The 22,387-nt window shown below is 67.9% G+C and carries 19 protein-coding genes and 7 tRNA genes; 21 read left to right on the plus strand and 5 right to left on the minus strand.

Going from position 1 to position 22,387, the window contains the following annotated elements; all coding sequences use genetic code 11:
• Positions 1–53 precede the first annotated feature (53 nt).
• Complete coding sequence (locus RWN05_RS09140) at positions 54–2,480, plus strand: phosphoketolase family protein (protein ID WP_314139334.1); 2,427 nt, start codon at positions 54–56, stop codon at positions 2,478–2,480.
• Here RWN05_RS09140 and RWN05_RS09145 read toward each other — a convergent pair.
• Together RWN05_RS09145 and RWN05_RS09150 are read right to left on the minus strand one after the other, a co-directional pair.
• Positions 2,477–3,337 (minus strand): ADP/ATP-dependent (S)-NAD(P)H-hydrate dehydratase, encoded by an 861-nt coding sequence (locus tag RWN05_RS09145; protein ID WP_314139335.1) that lies wholly within the window; start codon positions 3,335–3,337, stop codon positions 2,477–2,479. The two genes, RWN05_RS09140 and RWN05_RS09145, sit on opposite strands and share 4 nt — an antisense overlap.
• Positions 3,338–3,344: 7 nt before the next feature.
• Positions 3,345–4,085, minus strand: a complete 741-nt coding sequence (locus RWN05_RS09150; RefSeq protein ID WP_314139337.1) for a histidine phosphatase family protein — start codon at positions 4,083–4,085, stop codon at positions 3,345–3,347.
• A gap of 424 nt (positions 4,086–4,509) precedes the next feature.
• Between RWN05_RS09150 and RWN05_RS09155 the strand changes: the two genes are divergently transcribed.
• Complete coding sequence (locus RWN05_RS09155) at positions 4,510–4,767, plus strand: MFS transporter (protein WP_064293808.1); 258 nt, start codon at positions 4,510–4,512, stop codon at positions 4,765–4,767.
• Positions 4,768–4,813: 46 nt separating this feature from the next.
• Here RWN05_RS09155 and RWN05_RS09160 read toward each other — a convergent pair.
• Positions 4,814–4,886: transfer RNA gene (locus RWN05_RS09160), tRNA-Val, on the minus strand.
• A 168-nt stretch (positions 4,887–5,054) separates the two neighbouring features.
• Here RWN05_RS09160 and RWN05_RS09165 point away from each other — a divergent pair.
• From RWN05_RS09165 to RWN05_RS09195, 7 genes are all read left to right on the plus strand, one after another.
• Positions 5,055–5,126 (plus strand) — tRNA-Gly (locus RWN05_RS09165).
• A gap of 56 nt (positions 5,127–5,182) precedes the next feature.
• A tRNA-Cys gene (locus RWN05_RS09170) sits at positions 5,183–5,253 on the plus strand.
• A 59-nt stretch (positions 5,254–5,312) separates the two neighbouring features.
• Positions 5,313–5,387 (plus strand) — tRNA-Val (locus RWN05_RS09175).
• 388 nt (positions 5,388–5,775) lie between these two features.
• Positions 5,776–7,047: a DUF222 domain-containing protein gene (locus RWN05_RS09180; protein WP_314139338.1), complete on the plus strand. Its 1,272-nt coding sequence runs from the start codon at positions 5,776–5,778 to the stop codon at positions 7,045–7,047.
• Positions 7,048–7,398: 351 nt separating this feature from the next.
• A tRNA-Gly gene (locus RWN05_RS09185) sits at positions 7,399–7,470 on the plus strand.
• 56 nt (positions 7,471–7,526) lie between these two features.
• Positions 7,527–7,597 (plus strand) — tRNA-Cys (locus RWN05_RS09190).
• A 21-nt stretch (positions 7,598–7,618) separates the two neighbouring features.
• Positions 7,619–7,690 (plus strand) — tRNA-Val (locus RWN05_RS09195).
• 96 nt (positions 7,691–7,786) lie between these two features.
• On the opposite strand, the gene RWN05_RS09200 is transcribed toward RWN05_RS09195, so the two are convergent.
• Positions 7,787–8,470, minus strand: a complete 684-nt coding sequence (locus RWN05_RS09200; protein ID WP_314139339.1) for a lysoplasmalogenase — start codon at positions 8,468–8,470, stop codon at positions 7,787–7,789.
• Between the two features lie 193 nt (positions 8,471–8,663).
• Between RWN05_RS09200 and thrS the strand changes: the two genes are divergently transcribed.
• From thrS to RWN05_RS09260, 12 genes are all read left to right on the plus strand, one after another.
• A complete protein-coding gene (gene thrS / locus RWN05_RS09205; RefSeq protein WP_314139401.1) occupies positions 8,664–10,586 on the plus strand; it encodes a threonine--tRNA ligase in 1,923 nt (640 codons plus the stop codon).
• Positions 10,583–11,143, plus strand: coding sequence for an HIT domain-containing protein (locus RWN05_RS09210; protein WP_079705911.1), 561 nt, complete (start codon positions 10,583–10,585; stop codon positions 11,141–11,143). Before thrS ends, RWN05_RS09210 begins: the two co-directional genes overlap by 4 nt.
• A gap of 98 nt (positions 11,144–11,241) precedes the next feature.
• Positions 11,242–12,147 (plus strand): pyridoxal 5'-phosphate synthase lyase subunit PdxS, encoded by a 906-nt coding sequence (pdxS, locus tag RWN05_RS09215; protein ID WP_064293812.1) that lies wholly within the window; start codon positions 11,242–11,244, stop codon positions 12,145–12,147.
• Between the two features lie 30 nt (positions 12,148–12,177).
• Positions 12,178–12,774 carry a pyridoxal 5'-phosphate synthase glutaminase subunit PdxT gene (gene pdxT / locus RWN05_RS09220; protein ID WP_314139340.1) on the plus strand — a complete coding sequence of 199 codons (597 nt, stop codon included), beginning with the start codon at positions 12,178–12,180 and terminating at the stop codon, positions 12,772–12,774.
• A gap of 99 nt (positions 12,775–12,873) precedes the next feature.
• Positions 12,874–13,635, plus strand: a complete 762-nt coding sequence (locus RWN05_RS09225; RefSeq protein ID WP_064293814.1) for a YebC/PmpR family DNA-binding transcriptional regulator — start codon at positions 12,874–12,876, stop codon at positions 13,633–13,635.
• A 96-nt stretch (positions 13,636–13,731) separates the two neighbouring features.
• A complete protein-coding gene (gene ruvC / locus RWN05_RS09230; protein ID WP_064293815.1) occupies positions 13,732–14,364 on the plus strand; it encodes a crossover junction endodeoxyribonuclease RuvC in 633 nt (210 codons plus the stop codon).
• Positions 14,361–14,987 (plus strand): Holliday junction branch migration protein RuvA, encoded by a 627-nt coding sequence (ruvA, locus tag RWN05_RS09235; RefSeq protein ID WP_064293816.1) that lies wholly within the window; start codon positions 14,361–14,363, stop codon positions 14,985–14,987. The genes ruvC and ruvA overlap by 4 nt, the downstream gene beginning before the upstream one ends.
• The gene (gene ruvB / locus RWN05_RS09240; protein ID WP_071260128.1) at positions 14,984–16,015 is read left to right on the plus strand and encodes a Holliday junction branch migration DNA helicase RuvB; all 1,032 of its coding nucleotides are present in this window, start codon (positions 14,984–14,986) and stop codon (positions 16,013–16,015) included. The genes ruvA and ruvB overlap by 4 nt, the downstream gene beginning before the upstream one ends.
• A 72-nt stretch (positions 16,016–16,087) precedes the next feature.
• Positions 16,088–16,471, plus strand: a complete 384-nt coding sequence (yajC, locus tag RWN05_RS09245) for a preprotein translocase subunit YajC (protein WP_064293818.1) — start codon at positions 16,088–16,090, stop codon at positions 16,469–16,471.
• Between the two features lie 64 nt (positions 16,472–16,535).
• Entirely contained in the window at positions 16,536–18,287 is a 1,752-nt protein-coding gene (gene secD / locus RWN05_RS09250; protein ID WP_064293819.1) for a protein translocase subunit SecD, read from the plus strand.
• Entirely contained in the window at positions 18,287–19,327 is a 1,041-nt protein-coding gene (secF, locus tag RWN05_RS09255; RefSeq protein WP_064293820.1) for a protein translocase subunit SecF, read from the plus strand. The genes secD and secF overlap by 1 nt, the downstream gene beginning before the upstream one ends.
• A 48-nt stretch (positions 19,328–19,375) precedes the next feature.
• Entirely contained in the window at positions 19,376–21,631 is a 2,256-nt protein-coding gene (locus RWN05_RS09260) for a bifunctional (p)ppGpp synthetase/guanosine-3',5'-bis(diphosphate) 3'-pyrophosphohydrolase (protein ID WP_314139342.1), read from the plus strand.
• Here the strand turns inward: RWN05_RS09260 and RWN05_RS09265 are convergent.
• Positions 21,618–22,295 (minus strand): hypothetical protein, encoded by a 678-nt coding sequence (locus RWN05_RS09265; RefSeq protein ID WP_314139343.1) that lies wholly within the window; start codon positions 22,293–22,295, stop codon positions 21,618–21,620. The two genes, RWN05_RS09260 and RWN05_RS09265, sit on opposite strands and share 14 nt — an antisense overlap.
• Positions 22,296–22,387: the final 92 nt, after the last annotated feature.

The raw sequence follows: 22,387 nt of genomic DNA on the forward strand, positions 1-22,387 counted from the left end.
AGGAGCGACGCACCACCCTGGCCTCCGGTCGCTCGACCTGGGATCTTGGGACGATGACGCACAACGCACGGGACGGGTCGACGACGGACAGCTGGCGGCCTCGCGACACGAGCGAGCCGGTGTCCGAGCGGAGCATCGAACAGGTCGACGCCTGGTGGCGCGCCGCGAACTACCTGTCCGTCGGGCAGATCTACCTGCTCGACAACCCGCTCCTCCGCCGCCCGCTCGAAGCCGCTCATGTGAAGCGCCGACTCCTCGGCCACTGGGGGACCGCTCCGGGGTTGAATCTGACCTATGCGCATCTCAACCGCGTGATCACGGAGCGCCCCCAGTCGGCGATGTTCATCGCCGGGCCCGGGCATGGCGGGCCGGCGATCCTGGCGAGCGCCTACCTGGACGGCACCTACAGCGAGATCTACCCTGACGTCGCCGAGACCGAAGCAGGGTTGACCCGGTTCTTCCGTCAGTTCAGCTTCCCCGGCGGGGTACCGAGTCACGCGGCTCCCGAGACGCCAGGCAGCATCCATGAGGGTGGCGAGCTGGGGTACGTCCTGAGCCACGCGTACGGCGCAGCCTTCGACAACCCCGATCTCCTCGTCGCGGCGGTCGTCGGCGACGGTGAAGCGGAGACCGGACCGCTCGCGACCAGCTGGCATTCCAACAAGTTCATCGACCCGGTCCAGGATGGCGTCGTCCTGCCCATCCTGCACCTGAACGGCTACAAGATCGCGAACCCGACGGTCCTGGCTCGCATCCCACGCTCCGAACTCGAGAGTCTCCTGCGTGGATACGGACACGAACCGTTCTTCGTCGAGGGCGGGTTCGACGGCGAGGATCCGATGGAGGTACACCGCAGGTTCGCCGAGGTCCTCGACGTCGTGTTCGACCGCATCGCGGCCATCAAGTCCCGGGCCGCCACCGGAGACACCGGACGGCCGGTATGGCCCATGATCGTGCTGCGCACACCGAAGGGCTGGACCTGCCCCGAGGTGATCGACGGCGTCCGGGTCGAGGGGACGTTCCACGCGCATCAGGTTCCGCTCGCCGACGCTCGGGACACCGAGGAGCACACCCGGATCCTGGAGTCCTGGATGCGGAGCTACCGGCCTGAGGAGCTCTTCGACGAACATGGCGCGGTGGTTCCGCTCGTGCGGGAACTCGCTCCGCGCGGGGAGGCCCGGATGAGCGCGACCCCGCACGCCAACGGAGGTCTGCTGCGCACGGAACTCGACCTCCCCGCGATCGACGACGCCGCCGTCGTGGTGGACGCCCCGGGTGGTCGCGACGCCGGGGCGACGGGAGTCCTTGGGTCGTGGCTCACGGAGGTGATCCGGCGTAACCCGACCACCTTCCGGATCTTCGCTCCCGACGAACTCGCCAGTAACCGACTCCAGGCGGTCTTCGAGGTGACCGAACGGCAGTGGAACGCCGAGACCGTCCCGGACGACGAGCATCTCGCCCGCGCCGGCCGGGTCATGGAGATGCTCAGCGAGCACCAGTGTCAGGGCTGGTTGGAGGGCTACCTGCTCACCGGTCGGCACGGCCTGTTCACCTGCTACGAAGCCTTCATCCACATCGTCGACTCCATGTTCAACCAGCATGCGAAGTGGCTGAACGGTTCACGTGAGTTGCCGTGGCGGCGCCCGGTGGCGAGCCTCAACTACCTCCTCACGAGTCACGTCTGGCGTCAGGACCACAACGGCTTCAGCCACCAGGACCCCGGGTTCATCGACCACGTCGTGAACAAGAAGCCCGATGTCATCCGGGTGTATCTGCCGTTCGATGCGAACACCCTCCTGGCCGTCTCGGAGCACTGCCTGCAGAGCACGGACGAGATCAACGTCATCGTCGCGGGCAAGGACCAGGAACCCGTGTGGCTCGGCGTCGACGAGGCCCGCGCGCACTGCGCCCGCGGGCTCGGCATCCTGCCCTTCGCCGGTTCAGAGCGTGCGGGGGAGCGCCCGGACCTCGTCATGGCCTGTGCCGGGGATGTCCCCACGCTCGAGACGCTGGCCGCCGTGAGTATCCTGCGCGAACGCATCCCGGAGCTGTCGGTCCGAGTCGTGAACGTGGTCGACCTCATGCGACTCATGGGTGAGGATCAGCATCCGCACGGCCTCTCCGACGCCGAGTACGACAGCGTGTTCACGACGGACCGTCCAGTCGTCTTCGCCTACCACGGGTACCCGTGGCTCATCCATCGGCTGACGTACAAGCGCCACGGGCACGATCAGCTGCATGTCCGCGGGTACCTCGAGAACGGGACCACCACGACACCGTTCGACATGGTGATGCTCAACGAGATCGACCGGTTCTCGCTCGTGTGCGACGCGATCGACCGGACGCCGGTGCTCGGCGAGCGGTTCGCGGGTCTCCGGCAGGAGATGCAGGACGCCCGGCTCCGGGCCCGAGCGCACACCAGGGAGTTCGGCGAGGACGCACCCGAGATCACCGGCTGGCGCTGGCCCGCTGTCGGTTAGGACCGCCCCGTGACGGGTCGCCCGAGCTCTCGGAGGAGCGTCGGGAACTCGTCCGCGAACTCGCGGGCGAGGGCTCCGAGAGGGCCGATCCGGTCTGCGAGCCGATCGCCGGAGGCGGCGTGCAGCACGGTACCCCAGCAGCTCGCCGCGAGCGGGGAGAGTCCGCGTGCCGCGAGCCCGGCGATCGCTCCGGCCAGGACGTCACCGCTCCCCGCCGTCCCGAGGGCCGGACTCCCGCCGGGCGCGATGAAGTCCCGCTCACCGTCGGAGACCCTGCCCTGACAGGTGACGACGGCGCCGTACCGTCGCGCCAGTTCGAGCGCCGCCGTGTCCGGGTCGGCCTCGTCCACGTCGAGGAGGATCGCGGCCTCGGCCACGTTCGGGGTGAACACGAGGCGACCTTCCAGCCCCTTCGAGAAGTCGGGAGCGTGTGACAGGGCACCGAGCGCGAAGGCGTCGAGCACCACGACGGTGTCGGCGCCCAGGAGCGGGCGCAGGCTGTGGAGGAGTGCCACGGCTTCGTCCGCGTCGTCGAGACCAGGACCGAGCAGCAGACAGTCGGCGTCCAGGACGTCCTCGAGGCGGCCGACCTCGTCACCCCGGACGGCTCCGGCGCTGGTTTCGGCCAACCCGATGACGCCTGCCTCAGGGAAGGCGATCGCGAGTGGCGACGATGCTGACGCACCGACCGCGAGCGTGATCCGACCCGCGCCGACCCTGAGGACGGCCAGGCCCGCCAAGGCGACCGCCCCTGGCGTCATCCGCGCGCCACCGACGACGAGCGTCGACCCACGATCGTCCTTCGACGATCCGGGATCGGGGAGCGGCCAGTCGGCGAGGACCTCAGGCGTGAGCATAGTGGGGTCAGCTCTGGACATCGGTCGCCCCCGAGTGCTCGGTGACCGCCACCTGCGCCTGCTGGAGGTGTGCGGTCGCATTCGCCGCGCGTGCTCTCCAGGCCCGTCCGTCGTGGACGAGGTGGGTGAAGGAGGCGTTCGGTGTCGGACGGAGTGCGGCCTCCTCCAGGACGCGACGCTCATCCCACCCCTCGCAGATGTAGCGGAAGAGCGAGATGACGGCGTCGTGACAGACCACCAGGGCCCGCGTGCGGTCGGCGTGCCGGTCCAGGTCGCCGATGAACGAGCGGAGGCGGAGGGCCACATCCGTCCACGCCTCACCTCCAGGCGGTCGGTAGTAGAACTTGCCGAGGGACCGTCGTCGAGCGGCCTCCTCCGGGAACTCCGCATCGACGCCGACCGAGGTGAAGGTGTCGAGAATCCCGAGTTCGCGATCGCGCAGCCGTTCGTCGACGACCGGCCGAAGCTCATCGGCGTCGAACGCGGCGGTCCGGAGCGCGACGACGGCCGTCTCGTGCGCTCGCCGATAGGGCGAGCTGAACACGATGTCAGGGCGGTCGGCGGGAGCGAGGGTGGCGAGTCGAGCGCCCACCGCGGCTGCCTGCTCGACACCGAGGGCCGAGAGGGGTACGTCGGCGTCACGATCGGGGACGGCGATGCGGTGGGATCCGGCACGATCGGCTTCCAACGCGGCCAGGTTCCCGGTGCTTTCACCGTGGCGGACGAGGATCAGTTCCGTGATGGCCATGCGTCCACGGTAGCCAGCACGATTCGGTGCACGGGGAGCTTGACGATCCGGCGATGATCCTCCATAGGGCGTCGCCGCCAGCCGGCCCTCGACGGTGATGACACCGCTCGATGATTGCGACAAACCGACGATGCCCGGGCCGCGACGGCGTCCTGTCGTTCAACCATGTCTTCGCCCTCGGCAACCCCATCGTCGCAACCGTCGGCATGGGCGCCGATCGCCATCACCGCTTTCAGGGTGCTCTGGTTCGCCCAGCTGGGGAGCAATATCGGCACGGCCTTCGGCGCCCCCGTCGTGTTCGGTGTCAACGCGCTGAGCTTCGTCGTGGCCGTGATCGCCCTCGTCTGGTGGAAGCGACCCTCGCAGACGGGTCTCGACGACCACGAGAGTTCGGGGCAGCGTTGCGAGCGGGGTCCGGTACGTCGTGTCCGCGCACCTCGTCCGCCGGATCCTGCTGCGTTCCGCGCTCTTCGCGCTGCAGCTCACCCTGCCGCAGTGGGTGCGGTCCCGCGGAGCCTCGATCTGCATCCTCATCTTCATGCGCGCGATGGCCACCGGCTCGATCGGCTGGGGCGTGGCTGCGCAGGGACTCGGCACGCCGCTCGCGTGCAGACACTGCTTCCCGAGCGATCCCCGCCGGACAGGGGCTGCCAGGGCGGAACGTCTTGATCTCGCGGAGTGAGTCGCCGCAGTGGAGGGTGGTACACCCCGGGCGATGGTGGAGGATGTGGGCGATACCGGACTCGAACCGATGACCTCTTCCGTGTGAAGGAAGCGCGCTACCAACTGCGCCAATCGCCCGCAGGTCGTCCGCACCGGAGAGGTGCCGAACAGCCGCGAGTCACGATACTAGCCGATGGCGGGGGATGAACGCACATCCGCAACGCTGTCGACCCAGTACGCGTGCCGGTTTGAACATCGGTCCCGGTTTCGGCTAGAGTCGTTCGAGCACGCAGTGATGCGGGCAATGCGGATGTGGCGCAGTGGTAGCGCATCACCTTGCCAAGGTGAGGGTCGCGAGTTCGAATCTCGTCATCCGCTCGAGTGTCAGTGAGAACGTGCAAGCGTTCCACTCGACAGTGTGTTTCATCACACGTGGTGGCGTGGCCGAGAGGCTAGGCAGCGGCCTGCAAAGCCGTCCACACGGGTTCGAATCCCGTCGCCACCTCACCTCAGCAACACAGTTCCACCAGCAACATCCCGGCGTCGTGTCCACACACGCCACCCGGGCGATTGGCGCAGCGGTAGCGCGCTTCCCTGACACGGAAGAGGTCACTGGTTCGATCCCAGTATCGCCCACCACAGAAAGCCCCCGGACACCGGGGGCTTTCGTCGTTCGCGCGCACCTTGGCCGCCCCGCGCCACGCAGCCCGGTGACGTCGTATCTCCGCCTGTCGAAACGCCCGCGAGCACCCCTCGGGTCCCTGAGCCTGGCGAAGGGCACATGGAGAAACCCACGAATCCGGCACCCTCCCTCCGGTCCCTGAGCCTGTCGAAGGGCACACGGAGAACCTCACGAATCCAGCGCTCCTCCTCCCGGTCCCTGAGCCTGTCGAAGGGCACCCGCGCGACCTCACGAATCCAGCGCCCGCCCTCCGGTCCCTGAGCCCGTCGAAGGCCACACGATCAACTCCCACAGTCGCCCCCACTCAGCATCTGGAATGTCAGTGGTCCATGGTGGACTTGTTCCATGACCGAGACCACCCTCACCGCGATCCGCGCGAGCGACGAATATGCCGCGCGCCTCGCGGAGTTCTCGGATGAGTGGGCGGACCTCCACCGGCAGCAGGCCGTCCTGGACGCACGGAAAGCTCGCCTCCTCGCCCGCTCAGCTGCCTACGCGGACGCTTTCGCCGACGCCACCGTCCCGGCGATCTTCCCGCCGGCCGAGCGCCAGGCCCTGTCCCGTCGGTCGACGTGTGCGGCTCTCGCGATGGCGACCCGGATCCCGGAGCGGACGATCCAGCGTGCGACGAACGACGCCGAACGTCTCGTGAACGACGCACCGGCGGTGCTGGCGTCGCTCGAGGCGGGCCGTATCTCGGCGCGGCACGCGCAGACGATCCTCGATCAACTCAGTGATGTGCCGGTCGCGGGGCGGGCGGTGTTCCTCGCTGAGGTCCTGCCGGTTGCGGAAGAGTCGACCAACGCGAACCTCCGGAAGCGCGCCCGCGTCCTGCGTGAGCGCCTCCACCCCGAGTCCATCACCGCGCGCGCCCGGCGGTCCGAGGCAGACCGTCGGGTCGAGTTCGAACCCGCCGCCGACGGCATGGCGTGGGTGCACCTCTTCACGACGGCACCGATCGCCCAGGGCATCATCGAGCGGGTTGAAGTAGCGGCCGCCGAGTCGCGCCAAGCGGGCGACACCCGGACCTGCGCACAACTCCAGGCCGATGCCCTCGCGGCCCTCGCGCTCACCGGTGTGACGCCGGAGGATGTCATGTCGAGCCCGGTGCTGCCGCACCCGATCGAAGTGCAGGAACACATCACACCGACCGTCCACATAACCGTCCCCGCGCTCAGCATGGCCGGCGTCTCTGACGCCCCGGCAACCCTGGACGGGTACGGGCCAATCGACCCGGAGACCGCGGCGCGCATCGCGGTGAACGCGCCGAGCTTCACCCGGATCCTCGTCCAGCCGGAAACCGGTGCGGTCCTCTCCGTCGGCCGGAACCGGTACCGGGTGCCGGCCGATCTCCAACGTGCGGTGCGGCTTCGAGACGGCACCTGTCGCGCACCAGGCTGCGGCAGACGAGCCCGGGCCTGCAATCTCGACCATTCCGTCGCGTGGGAGGACGGCGGCACAACGGATATCGGCAATCTCGCCTGCCTGTGTCGACATCACCACCGCATGAAGCACCTCCCCGGATGGAACCTCGACCATCAGCCGGGCGGGGTCCTCGAGTGGACGACACCCGACGGCAAGCAGTATCGGACCGAGCCAGATCCCGCACCATTCTGACCCCGCCGACGAAGGCTCCTTCGTGGGCACTTCGACAGGCTCAGTGACCGGGAGAGGTGTGCCCGATCCGTCTCGGTCGCTGAGCCTGTCGAAGGGTTGCTTGTGGGCACTTCGGCGAGCTCAGTGACCAGGAACAAGCTCAGTGACCGGGGGAGGGCCACCGTGCTGCTCCGGTCCCTGAGCCTGTCGAAGGGTGGTTCGACCCTGGACGCCGACGCGCCGGGCGACATCGATTTTCAGCCCGATTTTCCGCGGAACATCAAGGGTTGCGCCGACTCGCCCGCACCGAGGTGTCAACGAGCGCCGTCAACATCGGCTAGAGTTTCCAAGCACCCGGAAACGGGATGCAATGCGGATGTGGCGCAGTGGTAGCGCATCACCTTGCCAAGGTGAGGGTCGCGAGTTCGAATCTCGTCATCCGCTCGAGTGTCAGTGAGAACGTGCAAGCGTTCCACTCGACAGTGTGTTTCATCACACGTGGTGGCGTGGCCGAGAGGCTAGGCAGCGGCCTGCAAAGCCGTCCACACGGGTTCGAATCCCGTCGCCACCTCGCTGGCAACACCACTCACCTGGGCGATTGGCGCAGCGGTAGCGCGCTTCCCTGACACGGAAGAGGTCACTGGTTCGATCCCAGTATCGCCCACAGGAACACGAAGGGCCCGAGCGAACAGCTCGGGCCCTTCGTCGTTGCACAGGCCACCTCTTGCGCAGACCACCCGTCGCACGCCCGGACGTCCGTTCAGACGGCGAGGACCGCCCGCTCCCGGCGACGCAGGACCTCCGCGACGCCCCACACGATGATGCATTGGCCCGCGGCGTATGTCGCCATGATGATCTCGTCTGCCGCCCAGATCGTCACTGCAGGCACGAAGCGGTCGAGCCCGATCAACGAGTCGGAGACCAGGAACAGCGCACCGCCCACGGCGATCGTCGGGGTCGTCATCGTGGAAGACGCCGCCATGGCCCCGATCACGACGGCATACAGGACGACCGCCGGATACAGCGCCCCCATGTCCTGCTGACTGAGGAGCGCGATACCGGCGACGAGCCACACCAGGAACACGAGCGCCCAGACCGGCGGGCGGTTCCTGGTGCGCAGATGCCGCACGAAGAGTAAGACATAACCGGCCTGAGCGAGCATGAAGAACAGGATCCCCACGCCGAACGCGAGTTCGCCCGGAACCATGAGGGCGACGTCGCCCAGCCAGCTGCACATGATCGCGACGAGCGCGGTGACCGCAGCGGCAGACAGCCGTCGGACCGACCACACGAGCGCCAGCGCGAGGACCAGCATGATGAACGGCTTGGTGAGGAGCGACAGCCACTCCTGACCGGAGGCGAGGGCGATGATGTGCACGAGTGCGACCACGGGCAGCGCGGCGAACAGCGCCGTCGCAGCCCCGCTTCTCTGCACAACCGTCATCAGCGCCACCCCCGTCACGTCGTAGGCCTTCACTCTAGCGATGCGACCGAGCACGAACCATGGCCGCCGACCGCCGGCAGCGTCTCCTCGTCGTGGACGACGATAGGCTTGCACGGCCAAGGTTTCACCTGAGAAAGAGAGATCATCCGTGAGTGACGGGTTCGCACTGTTCACCGACCGATCCGTGGTCGCCATGCGCGTCAACGGCGAACTGAAGGACCTCGCCGCCACGGTGACGGAGACGGACACCGTCGAGCCGGTGCACCTCGACTCGCCCGACGGTCTCAACATCCTCCGCCACTCCGCAGCCCACGTGCTCGCGCAGGCCGTGCAGCAGGTCGACCCGCACGCGAACCTCGGCATCGGCCCGCCGGTCACCGACGGCTTCTACTACGACTTCGACGTCGCCGCACCGTTCACGCCTGAGGCGCTCAAGGTGCTGCAGAAGACGATGGACCGCATCATCCGCCAGGGCCAGCGCTTCGTGCGACGAGTCGTCACCGAAGACGAGGCTCGTGCGGAACTCGCGGCGGAGCCCTACAAGCTCGAGCTGATCGGCCTCAAGGGTGGATCCGCAGCCGACGACGAGAACGTCGAGGTGGGCGGCGCGGAGCTGACCATCTACGACAACGTCGACCCGAAGACGGGGGAGACGGTCTGGAAGGACCTCTGCCGCGGTCCACACCTGCCGAACACGCGCATGATCGGCAACGGCTGGGCCTTGACGCGTCTCGCCGCGGCATACTGGCGCGGGAGCGAGAAGAACCCGCAGCTGCAGCGGATCTACGGCACCGCTTGGGCGACCAAGGACGAGCTGCGCGCGTATCAGACTCGGATCGAGGAGGCGGCCAAGCGCGACCACCGCAAGCTCGGTGCCGAGCTCGACCTCTTCAGCTTCCCCGAGGAGATTGGCTCGGGTCTCGCGGTGTTCCACCCCAAGGGCGGCATCATCCGCAACGAGATCGAGAACTACATGCGCGAGCGCCTGCTCGCGTCCGGCTACGAGCTGGTGAACACCCCGCACATCACGAAGGGGCACCTGTTCGAGGTCAGCCAGCACCTGGCCTGGTACAAGGACGGCATGTTCCCGGCGATGCACCTCGACCAGGAGGTCGACGCCGACGGCCACGTCACCCGTCAGGGCCAGGACTACTACCTGAAGCCCATGAACTGCCCGATGCACAACCTGATCTACCGGGCCCGAGGGCGCAGCTACCGCGAACTGCCGCTCCGACTCGCCGAGTTCGGCACGGTCTACCGGTACGAGAAGAGCGGCACGCTCTCCGGGCTCACGCGCGTCCGTGGCCTCACGCAGGACGACGCCCACATCTACGTGACCGACGACCAGGTCAAGGACGAGGTCGGCCGCCAGCTGCAGTTCGTCCTGGAGACCCTCCGCGGATACGGTCTCGACGACTTCTACCTGGAGCTCTCGACGAAGGACCCCGACAAGTACGTCGGCACCGACGAGGTCTGGGACGAAGCGACCGAGACCCTCCGCCAGGTGGCGGTCGAGTCCGGTCTCGAACTCGTCCTCGACCCCGCCGGCGCAGCCTTCTACGGTCCGAAGATCTCGGTGCAGGCGCGCGACGCGATCGGCCGGACCTGGCAGCTGTCCACCGTTCAGCTCGACTTCAACCTCCCCGAGTTGTTCGAGCTGGAGTACACGGCTGCCGACGGCACGCGCAAGCGTCCGGCGATGATCCACCGCGCACTCCTCGGCTCGATCGAGCGCTTCTTCGCGATCCTGCTCGAGCACTACGCGGGTGCCTTCCCGGTGTGGCTCGCCCCCGTGCAGGTCGTCGGTATCCCCGTCTCCGAGCAGTACGAGGAGTTCCTCGGCGGAGTCGTCGCCGAGCTGCGCTCGTCCGGGGTCCGTGCGGAACTCGACGCCTCCGACGATCGGATGCAGAAGAAGATCCGGAACCACACCAAGGCGAAGACCCCGCTGCAGCTGATCGTCGGCGAGGAGGACCAGGCCAACGGCGCGGTGAGCTTCCGATTCCGCGACGGCACCCAGGAGAACGGTGTCCCGGTCGCCGACGCCGTGCGCCGAATCCGCGCCGCCATCGCCGCGAAACTGCAGGTGAACACCGCAGCGGATCTGCCGGCATGACCCCGGGCACCGAGCCGGAGTCGTTCGAATCGATCGACACCTCCCACCTGGTGGGCGTCCCGGACGCGTTCCAGCGTCTCTGGACGCCCCACCGGATGGTCTACATCAAGCAGGGCCAACCATCCGACGACGGTTGTCCGTTCTGCATCGCGCCGACGCTCGACGACGAGTCAGCGCTCATCGTGCATCGGGGCGAGCACGCCTTCGTGCTGCTGAACCTCTTCCCGTACAACTCCGGGCATCTGCTCGTCTGCCCGTACCGCCACGTCGCGATGTACGACGACGCGACGACGGAGGAGGTCGCCGAGATCGGCGCTCTGACGCAGACGGCGATGCGGGTCGTCCGGTCCGTCTCGAGGAACGACGGTTTCAACCTCGGCATGAACCAGGGTGCCGTGGCCGGCGCCGGGATCGCGGCGCACCTGCACCAGCACATCGTGCCGCGCTGGGCGACGGACGCCAACTTCTTCCCGATCATCGCCCAGACCAAGGCGCTCCCGCAGCTGCTCGGCGATGTCCGACAGGCGATCGCGGACGCCTGGCCGACCTCGGCCTGATCCGGCGTGGGCCGGTCCAGGTGGACCGGCCCAGCCAAGTCCAATTTCCGGCCTGTGGACGGAGCACCGTCAGGCCACCCGGCGGTACGCTCGCCGTCATGACCGAGAGCAGCACGACCACTGGACAGCACGGCTCGAACCGCGTGAAGCGCGGACTCGCGGAGATGCTGAAGGGCGGCGTCATCATGGACGTCGTCACCGCTGAGCAGGCCCGTATCGCGGAGGACGCCGGAGCCGTCGCCGTGATGGCCCTCGAGCGCGTCCCGGCGGACATCCGGTCCCAGGGCGGCGTGGCTCGGATGAGCGATCCCGACCTCATCGAATCGATCATCGCCGAGGTGTCCATCCCCGTCATGGCGAAGGCTCGCATCGGCCACTTCGTCGAAGCGCAGGTCCTCCAGGCGCTCGACGTCGACTACATCGACGAGTCCGAGGTCCTGAGCCCGGCCGACTACGTGAACCACATCGACAAGTGGGGCTTCGACGTCCCGTTCGTGTGCGGCGCCACCAACCTCGGAGAAGCACTGCGGCGCATCAACGAGGGTGCCGCCATGATCCGCTCGAAGGGCGAGGCCGGCACCGGCGACGTGTCCGAGGCGACGAAGCACATCCGCAAGATCCGCTCCGAGATCGCGCACCTGTCGTCGATGTCGAAGGACGAGCTGTACGTCGCGGCGAAGGACCTCCAGGCCCCATACGACCTCGTCGTCGAGATCGCCGAGACCGGCAAGCTCCCGGTCGTGTTGTTCACCGCCGGGGGTGTGGCGACGCCGGCCGACGCCGCGATGATGATGCAGCTGGGTGCCGACGGCGTGTTCGTCGGATCCGGCATCTTCAAGTCCGGCAATCCGGCTCAGCGGGCGGCGGCCGTCGTCAAGGCGACGACCTTCTTCGACGACCCTCAGGTCATCGCCGAGGTGTCCCGCGGTCTCGGTGAGGCGATGGTCGGCATCAACGTCGCCGACCTCGCCGCACCGCACCGCCTCGCCGAGCGTGGCTGGTAGCCCCGCGTCCGCCCTGAACCAGGTGACGTCGTGACCGGGGCGGCACGCGTCGGCGTCCTCGCCCTGCAAGGGGACTTCCGCGAGCATGCGGCCGTCCTCACCGGCCTCGGGGCGGACGTCAGCCTCATCAGGCGTCCCTCGGAACTGACCGGCATCGACGGACTCGTCCTGCCCGGCGGCGAGTCGAGCGTGATGGACAAGCTCGCTCGCTCCTTCGACCTCGCCGGACCGTTGCGCGAAGCGATCACCGCCGGGTTGCCCGTGTACGGCACCTGCGCCGGGCTCATCCTCCTGGCCGACCAAATCCTCGACGGGATCGCCGGCCAGCAGAGTCTCGGCGGGCTCGACGTCTCGGTCCGGCGCAACGCCTTCGGGTCGCAGCTCGACTCCTTCGAGACGGACCTGTCGATCCCGGTCCTCGGCGACCCGCCCGTGCACGCCGTGTTCATCCGCGCGCCGGTGGTCGAAGCCGCCGGTCCGTCGGTGACACCCCTCGCCTCGCTGCCCGACGGTCGGATGGTCGCCGTCGAGCAGGGGAACCTCCTCGGCACGTCCTTCCATCCCGAGGTCACGGGCGACACCCGTTTCCACGCCTACTTCCTCGACAAGGTCGAGCGATCCCGCTGAGGCGTTGGCGCCCGATCCCGTGGCCCGTCGCGGCGTGATCGCGAGTTCCGGGTCGCTGGCCTAGACTGGTCAGGTTCTTTTCACGCAGTTAGGGAGCACATGTCCGGACACTCCAAGTGGGCGACGACCAAGCACAAGAAGGCGGTCATCGACGGCCGTCGCGCGAAGTCGTTCGCCAAGCTCATCAAGAACATCGAGGTCGCGGCCAAGATGGGCGGCGCAGACCTCGCGGGCAACCCGACGCTGCAGGACGCCATCCAGAAGGCGAAGAAGACCTCGGTCCCGAACGACAACATCGACCGCGCCGTCAAGCGCGGTGCCGGCCTCACCGGTGAGGTCGTCGACTACACCACGATCATGTACGAGGGCTACGGTCCGAACGGCGTCGCCCTGCTCGTCGAGTGCCTCACCGACAACAAGAACCGTGCAGCAGCCGATGTCCGGACGCTGATGTCCCGCAACGGCGGCACCATGGCCGATCCGGGCTCCGTCGCCTACAACTTCCAGCGCAAGGGCCTTATCGTCGTCCAGGCCGAGGGGACCACGGAGGACGACGTCCTCGGCGCCGTCCTCGATGCGGGCGCAGAAGAGGTGAACACCGAGGGCGAGACCTTCGAGGTCGTCACCGAGCCGAGCGACATGGTCGCGACCCGGACCGCCCTGCAAGAGGCCGGTATCGATTACGACTCCGCCGACGTCGCCTTCGTCCCGAACCTCAAGGTCGAGATCGACGCCGACACGGCGCGCAAGATCTTCAAGCTGATCGACGCGCTCGAGGACAACGACGACGTCCAGAACATCTACAGCAACTTCGACCTCACCCCCGAGGTGCAGGCCGAGCTGGAGGCCGACGACGAGTAGTCCGGCACCCGTGCCGTGCGAAGCCCGTTCGAACGGATGTACGACACTCCGCCCTCGCGGAGCGTCCGGCGCATCGCCCGCGCTTAGGGTCGGAATATGACTCTGCGCGTCCTCGGCATCGACCCCGGCCTGACCCGATGCGGGGTGGGGGTCGTCGACGTCCTGCCGGGACGGCAGGCCACGATGGTCGAGTACGGCGTCATCCGGACGGACGCGCACGCCCCACTCGAGCAGCGACTCCTCATGATCGCGCAGGGTATCGCCGAGGCGATCGAGCGAACTTCGCCGACCGCGATGGCCGTCGAGCGGGTGTTCGCACAACACAACGTCCGGACGGTCATGGGCACCGCCCAGGCGAGTGGGCTCGCACTGCACGCTGCGGCCGCGAACGGGATCCCCGTCGGCCTGCACACCCCGAGTGAGGTCAAGGCCGCGGTGACCGGATACGGCCGGGCGGACAAGCTCCAGGTGCAGACCATGGTCGCCCGGATCCTCGGTCTCGACGAACTCCCGAAGCCCGCTGACGCCGCCGATGCGCTCGCACTTGCGATCTGCCACGCCTGGCGACCCGTCGTGTCGACGGCAGCGACACCCGTCGGCGCTCCGCCGCAGGGGAGTGGAGCACTCACTCCTGCCCAGCGTGCGTGGGCGGCGGCGGAGCGCGGCGGCGCTCCGCGCGAGGCGGCCGTCCGGGCCCGGGCAGCGCGGAGCCCTAGGCTGGAAGCATGATCTCCTCCCTCCGCGGCACCGTCCTGAGCGCGGTCGGCAACCTCGTCGTGATCGAGGTGGGCGGCGTCGGATTCGCCGTCCAGGTCACGCCGGCCCATGCACTCTCACTCCGGGTCGGCACCGAAGCGCTCCTCTCGACGACACTGATCGTGCGGGAGGACTCGCTCTCCCTGTTCGGGTTCCGATCCGCTGAGGAGCTGTCCGTGTTCGAGCTCCTGGTGAGCGTCACCGGGGTCGGGCCGAAGTCGGCGCTCGGGGTCCTGGAGGCGCTGACGCCGGAGCAGATCGCCGCAGCCATCTCCGCGGACGACGACGCCCCGTTCCGCAAGGTCTCCGGGATCGGGCCGAAGACGGCGAAGCTCATCACCGTGTCGCTCGCCGGCAAGCTCCGCGTCACCAGGACGACGCCTGAAGCCCCGGCGACCACCGTGAACGCCGCCGCGATCGCCGATCAGGTCGTCACGGCGCTCATCGGGCTCGGTTGGCCGGAGAAGACGGCGACGCAGGCGGTCGTGGAGGCCTCCGCCTCCGCGAGTGCGGACGACCTCTCGACCGTGCCGTCGCTCATCCGCCTGGCCCTCGGCAGACTCGGCCCGGCGCACGCCGGAGGCCGTACCTCGTGACGGACGCTCCAGAAGACCTCACCAATCCAGCCGCCGAGTCCGACGCGGAACTGGCGTTCGAGGGGGCGCTCCGTCCCCGGTCGCTCTCCGAGTTCGTCGGTCAGTCCAAGGCGCGAGGTCAGTTGCAACTCCTGATCACGGCCGCCGGGATGCAGAACCGCACCCCCGACCACATCCTGCTGGCCGGCCCTCCTGGACTCGGCAAGACGACCCTCGCGATGATCGTCGCGCACGAGACGGGAAAACCTCTCCGACTCACGAGCGGTCCGGCCATCCAGCACGCCGGCGACCTCGCCGCAGTCCTGTCGTCGCTGACCCCGGGCGAGGTCCTCTTCATCGACGAGATCCACCGCATGGCCCGCCCCGCGGAGGAGATGTTGTACCTCGCCATGGAGGACTTCCGCATCGACATCATGGTGGGCAAGGGTGCCGGCGCGACGAGCATCCCGCTCGAGCTGGCACCGTTCACCCTGGTCGGAGCGACCACCCGCTCCGGCCTGCTGCCGAACCCGCTCCGCGACCGCTTCGGTTTCACCGCGCACCTCGAGTTCTACGACGAGCCGGAACTGCAGCAGGTGTTGCACCGCACGGCCGACATGCTGGGGCTCGACATCGACGGTCGGGCCGTCGCCGAGATCGCCGGACGCTGTCGGGGTACGCCGCGCATCGCCAACCGCCTGCTCCGCCGGGTGCGGGACTACGCACTCGTGCACGGTGGCCGCGCCGATCTGGAGACCGTGCGTGCCGCCCTCGAGCTCTACGACGTCGACGCCCTGGGTCTCGACCGACTCGACCGATCGGTCATGGAAGGCATGCTCGACCGCTTCGCCGGAGGTCCGGTCGGGCTCAGCACGCTCGCGGTCTCGGTCGGCGAGGAAGCGGAGACGATCGAGTCCGTCGTCGAGCCGTTCCTCGTCAGGATCGGCCTCATCACGCGCACGCCACGAGGCCGCGTGGCGACCCCGGCCGCGTGGCGGCACTTCGGCAGAACACCTTCTCAGCATGGCTCGACCCTCGATGGCCTATAATTTCCCTTTGGCGGTGCGTTCCCAACGTCTCCCGCCCTCAATCTCCTCTGGAAGGTTCCCATCGTGGATGCAATGACCCTCGTCCTGTTCGGCCTCGCCGGCGTCATGATCGTGTTCATGATGGTGAGCAACAACAAGCGGAAGAAGCAAGCCGCGGAGACGGAGCAGAAGCTCGTCCCCGGTGCCGAGGTGCTCACCGGCTTCGGTGTCTACGGCACCCTCATCTCGATGGACCGCGACTCCCGCAAGGCCGATGTCGAGATCGCCCCCGGCGTCATCGTCACCATCGACCCCCGCTACGCGGGTGCGGTCGTCGCCCCGACGGTGGCCGAGACCGCGGAAGAGGCTCCGGTCGTCGAGTCGATCCCCGACGACGCCTCATCGCTCGACCTCTCCAAGCCCGAATTCGGCCAGCGCGTCGAGGACACCTCGAAGCCGCAGAAGAGCGACGACTAGTCCCAACCCCTTCCCGGGCGGTGGCCGTCGTGCCACCGCCGGCAGAGAAAGCTGAGTTCCGAGTTTGGCAAAGTCGACTCCGGTCAAGAAAGCGTGGCGTTCGCTCACCTGGCTTGGCGTAATCCTCATCGGTTTGTTCGCGATCAACGCGGCCGGGGTCCTCTGGGGGAACAGCTCATGGGCGCCCAAGCTGGCCCTCGACCTCGAGGGTGGCACCCAGATCATCCTCGCGCCGAAGCTGGAGTCCGGCCAGACGGTCTCCAACGAGCAGCTGAACCAGGCCGTGGCGATCATCCGCCAGCGCGTCGATGCGTCCGGCGTCTCGGAGGCGGAGATCACGACGCAGGGTCAGAACGTCGTCGTCTCGATCCCGGGAACCCCCGACGAAGCGACGCTGAACCGCATCGAGAGCTCCGCGAAGCTCGAGTTCCGTCCGGTCCTCACCTCGCAGCAGCTGACTCCCGGTCAGCCGTCCAACACCTTCATCGGTGAAGACGGCGCCTCGACCCCGTATCCGACGCCGGATCCGGGCCTCGAGAGCACGCCGACCGCGTCGCCGACCAACGCGAGCGACCTGTCGCAGGTGACGCCCGCGCTGTACGCCGCCTTCCAGGCCTACGACTGCGCCGCGAACGCGGATTCGCTCGACGCCACCGCAGCGCCCGCTGCCGACCCACTCATCACGTGCGACGTCGACGGCACCTTCAAGTACGTGCTCGGCCCGGTCGAGGTGTCCGGAGAAGACCTGTCCGACGCGAGCGCCGGCATCAAGACGACGTCGTCGGGTGCGAGCACGGGCGAGTGGGCGGTGTACCCGGTCTTCAACGAGAAGGGCACTGCGCTCTTCGCCGACGTCACCGGTCGTCTGACCTCGCTGCAGAGCCCGCAGAACCAGTTCGCGATCGTGCTCGACGGCAACGTCATCTCCGCACCCCAGTCGCTCGCCGTCATCTCCGACGGCAAGCCGGAGATCAGCGGCTCCTTCACCGAGGAGTCCGCCAAGACCCTCGCCGATCAGCTCAAATTCGGCGCACTGCCGATCAGCTTCGTCGTGCAGAGCCAGGACACCATCTCGGCGACCCTCGGCTCGACGCAGCTGGAGAGCGGCCTCATCGCCGGTCTCATCGGGCTCATCCTGGTCGTCATCTACACGCTGTTCCAGTACCGGCTCCTCGGCACCGTGACCATCGCCTCGCTCGTCGCGGCCGCGGTGCTCACCTATGTGGTGATCCTGCTCATGTCCTGGCGTCAGGGCTTCCGGCTCTCTCTCGCCGGCATAGCGGGCCTCATCGTCGCCATCGGTTTCACCGCGGACTCGTTCATCGTGTACTTCGAACGCATCAAGGACGAACTCCGCGACGGCCGGGGTCTGGAGTCCGCCGTCGAAGCCGGCTGGAAGCGCGCCAAGCGCACCATCTACGCGGCGAAGGGTGTCAACCTCCTGTCCGCCGTGGTGCTGTACGTCCTCGCGATCGGCAACGTCCGCGGCTTCGCCCTCACCCTCGGCGTGACCACGATCATCGACGTCATCGTCGTGCTCCTGTTCACGCACCCGATGATGCAGCTCCTCGGCCAGACGAAGCTCTTCAACAGCGGCAAGCCGTTCACCGGTCTCGACCCGTCGGCGCTCGGCGCCATCTACCGTGGTCGCGCGGAGTTCCGGAAGCCCGTCTCGGTGCCCGGCGCCAAGGCCGCATCCAGCAGCCGCGAGGCGGCCAAGCGCCAGACGATCGCCGAGCGCAAGCAGGCGGCCCTCGTCGGAGGCGGCTCCGACACCAGAGCAGACGATCTGCCGACCGATGGGAAGGACTCCTGATGGGTGCGTTCGCACGGTTCGGAAACGAGCTCTACACCGGGAAGCGCTCCTACGACTTCGTCGGCAAGCGCAAGATCTGGTACACGATCGCCATCGTCGCGGTCGTCCTCTCGGTGTTGATCCCGGTCGTCAAGGGCGGATTCAACTTCGGCATCGAGTTCCGCGGTGGTTCCCAGTTCCAGATCGCCGACGTCAAGAGCACCGATCAGACGTTGGCCGAAGACGCCGTCGCGTCCGTCGTCAGCGGCGCGACCACCCACGTGACCGTCGTGGGCGGCAACTCGGTCCGCGTGCAGACCGACCAGCTGAAGAACGACAAGGTCACCCAGCAGGTGTCGGCAGCCTTGGCCGAGGCCTACGGCGTCGAACAGTCCGACATCACGAGTTCGTTCATCGGCCCGTCATGGGGTCAGGACGTCTCCAAGCAGGCGATCGTCGGCCTCATCGTGTTCCTCGTGCTCGCGGCGATCCTCATGGCCCTGTACTTCCGCACCTGGAAGATGTCCGCGGCCGCGCTGCTCTCCCTCATGCACGACCTCATCATCACGGCCGGTGTCTACGCCGCGACGGGCTGGGAGATCACGCCGGCCGCCATGATCGGCTTCCTCACCATCCTCGGCTTCTCGCTGTACGACACCGTCGTGGTGTTCGACAAGATCCGCGAGAACACGACGCTCGACGCCGACGGCGCGGCCCGGACGTTCGGGGAGTCGGTCAACCTCGCGGTCAACCAGACCCTGGTGCGCTCGATCAACACCGGCGTCGTGGCCGCGCTCCCGGTCGCGGCGATCCTGTTCTTCGGTGCCTTCGTCCTCGGTGCCGACACGCTGCGCGACATCTCGCTCGCCCTGCTCGTCGGTATCCTTGTCGGCACGTACTCGACGATCTTCGTCGCCGCACCGCTCTACGCGAACTTCCGGCACAACGAGCCCCGCATCGCCAAGCACGACAAGCGCGTGCTGCAGGCGCGCGATCGCGCTCAGACCTCGGATGACGCCGAGGGCGAACGCACGGAAGCAGACGCGCCGCTGGCGCGTTGACCCTGACAGCGACCGACAACCGCGTGCACGAGCGCAGGGAGGCCTGAGATGGCGGACACCACGACATCCTCGACGGCCTCCCTGCGCCGTCTCGTCCCACGGATCTTCTCGAAGGCGCAGCCGGCCGGCGCCGTCGACACCCTGATGCGGACGGTGCGGCAGCACCATCCGAAGGCCGACCTGGCGCTCATCGAGCGTGCCTACACGGTCGCCGAGCGGGCCCACTCCGGCCAGAAACGCCAGAGCGGCGAGCCGTACATCACGCACCCGGTCGCCGTGTCCCAGATCCTCGCCGACCTCGGCATCGGACCGAAGACGATCGTCGCCGCCCTCCTCCACGACACCGTCGAGGACACCGACTACTCGCTCGACCAACTCCACGCCGACTTCGGTGACGAGGTCGCCATGCTCGTCGACGGCGTCACGAAGCTCGACAAGGTCAAGTACGGCGACAGCGCACAGGCCGAGACGGTCCGGAAGATGATCGTCGCGATGTCGAAGGACATCCGCGTCCTCATCATCAAGCTCGCCGACCGGTTGCACAACGCCCGGACCTGGGGATTCGTCCCGGCCGAGAAGGCGGCGAAGAAGGCCACGGAGACCCTCGAGATCTACGCACCGCTCGCACACCGCCTCGGGATCCAGGCGATCAAGTGGGAGCTCGAAGACCTGTCCTTCGCCGTGTTGTACCCGAAGCTCTACGCCGAGATCGAATCGCTCGTCAAGCAGCGCACACCGCAGCGCGAGGAATACGTGCAGCACGTCATCGACGCGGTGAACGAGGACCTCAAGTCGCAGAAGATCCGCGGCAAGGTCGCCGGTCGCCCGAAGCAGTACTACTCGATCTACCAGAAGATGGTCGTCCGCGGCCGCGAGTTCGACGACATCTACGACCTCGTCGGCATCCGTGTCCTCGTGAACTCGCTGCGCGACTGCTACGCGGTCCTCGGGTCGATCCACGCACGGTGGACGCCCGTCCCAGGGCGTTTCAAGGACTACATCGCCACGCCGAAGTTCAACCTGTACCAATCGCTGCACACCACCGTCGTCGGACCGGGCGGGAAGCCCGTCGAGATCCAGATCCGCACGAACGAGATGCACCAGCGGGCCGAGTTCGGCGTCGCCGCGCACTGGAAGTACAAGGAGCGGATGAACAGCGGGAAGGCCGCGTCCTCCGCTGAACCCGACAGCTCGATGGCCTGGCTCGCCCACATCTCCGACTGGCAGGCGGAGACGGCGGACCCCGGGGAGTTCCTCGACTCGTTGCGGTTCGAGATCGGTGCGAAGGAGGTCTACGTCTTCACCCCGAAGGGGCGTGTCGTCGGCCTGCCCGCCGGCGCGACGCCGGTCGACTTCGCCTACGCCGTCCACACGGAGGTCGGCCACCGGACGATGGGCGCCCGGGTCAACGGGCGGCTCGTGCCGCTGGAGAGTTCACTCAACACCGGCGACGTGGTGGAGGTCTTCACCTCGAAGAACCCCGACTCCGGTCCGAGCCAGGACTGGTTGAACTTCGTCAAGAGCCCTCGGGCGCGGAACAAGATCCGCCAGTGGTTCACGAAGGAGCGTCGCGACGAGGCGATCGAGCAGGGGCGCGACGCGATCGCACGGGCGATGCGCAAGCAGAACCTGCCGCTCCAGAAGCTCATGAACCAGGACTCGTTCGCCGAGGTCGCGGCGCAGCTGCGCTACGAGGACGTCACGGCACTCTATGCGGCCGTCGGCGAGGGCCACGTCTCGACGCAGTCCGTGCTCGAGAAGGTGGTCGCGCTCCTGCAGAAGGACGCCGACAGCGAGCACGCCGAGTACACCGTCCCGGTGCGCGGGAGCCGCCGTGAGCGGCTGCAGAACAGCGACTCCGGGGTCCTCGTGCTCGGTGCTCCCGACATCCTGGTCAAGCTCGCGAAGTGCTGCACCCCGGTGCCTGGTGACGAGATCGTCGGGTTCGTCACGCGGGGCTCCGGCGTCTCCGTCCACCGTTCGGACTGCCACAACGTCCAAGGCCTCCTGCAGGAGCCCGAGCGCATGATCGATGTGGAGTGGGCGCCGTCGTCGAAGAGCGTGTTCCTCGTCCAGATCCAGGTCGAGGCACTCGATCGAGCTGGACTGTTGTCGGATGTGACGCGGGTGCTGTCCGAGTATCACGTCAACATCCTGTCGGCGACGGTGAACACCTCGAGCGACCGCCTGGCCATCAGCCGCTTCGTGTTCGAGATGGGCGACACCACCCACCTCGACCGAGTGCTGAACGCGGTCCGGCGGATCGACACCGTCTACGACGTCTACCGGGTCAACGGCGGCTGAGCGGGAGCGACCAGGACGCCAGTTCGCTCCGAGTCGGCTCGAGGCCGGGGAGCATCACCTCGGTGGCACTCGACACGACACGGACGATCCGTGTGCCGCCGAGGACCCGCGGGACGGAGCGGACCCATGCGACGACCTCCTCAGGGGTGGTGAGCCCGAGCAGGAAGTAGTTGCGGATCGTCGTCATGGCCTCCTCCGCGTCGGCCCCGGTGCGCCGTGCCAGATCCGCGACCGTGCGCGTGGGGGTCGTGACCCGCAGTGCGCCGCACCGCTCGCTGTCGTCGGCGCGGAGTGACACCTGACGCAGACGCAACCGGGGCGAACGCGCGCTTCGCCGTTCCATCGACACGAAGCCCGTGTGGACCCTCGGTGCGATGAGCGCCGCGCCGTGCAGCCAGGCGGCACTCGTCTCAGCGATGACCGCGCCGGCCAGCCCGGGCAGCTGTTCAAGGACCGCCGCGCGCAGCCGGACGGTGTCGGGTTCGTCGACACTGCAGTAGCCGTCTTCGAAGGCGAAGATCTCGCCGTCGAGCCGCGCGGCGGCGAGCTCGGCGACGGAGAGCTCGGGTGGCTGGAGGTAGGCGGGGAGGCGGCTCGTGGAGGGCGATGGATCCGTCGCGCAACCTGGCTCGATGGGGGAGGACGTCTGGAGTGCCGTGGACATACGACGATCCTCCTGCAGCCGTCCGGCAGCAGGAGGATCGTCGACGGATCTGTGGACAACCGCGACCGTCACGCGGTTGGTGGAGCGGATCC

The sequence above is a fragment of the uncultured Plantibacter sp. genome, from assembly GCF_963518075.1.
Taxonomy (GTDB): domain Bacteria; phylum Actinomycetota; class Actinomycetes; order Actinomycetales; family Microbacteriaceae; genus Plantibacter; species Plantibacter flavus_A.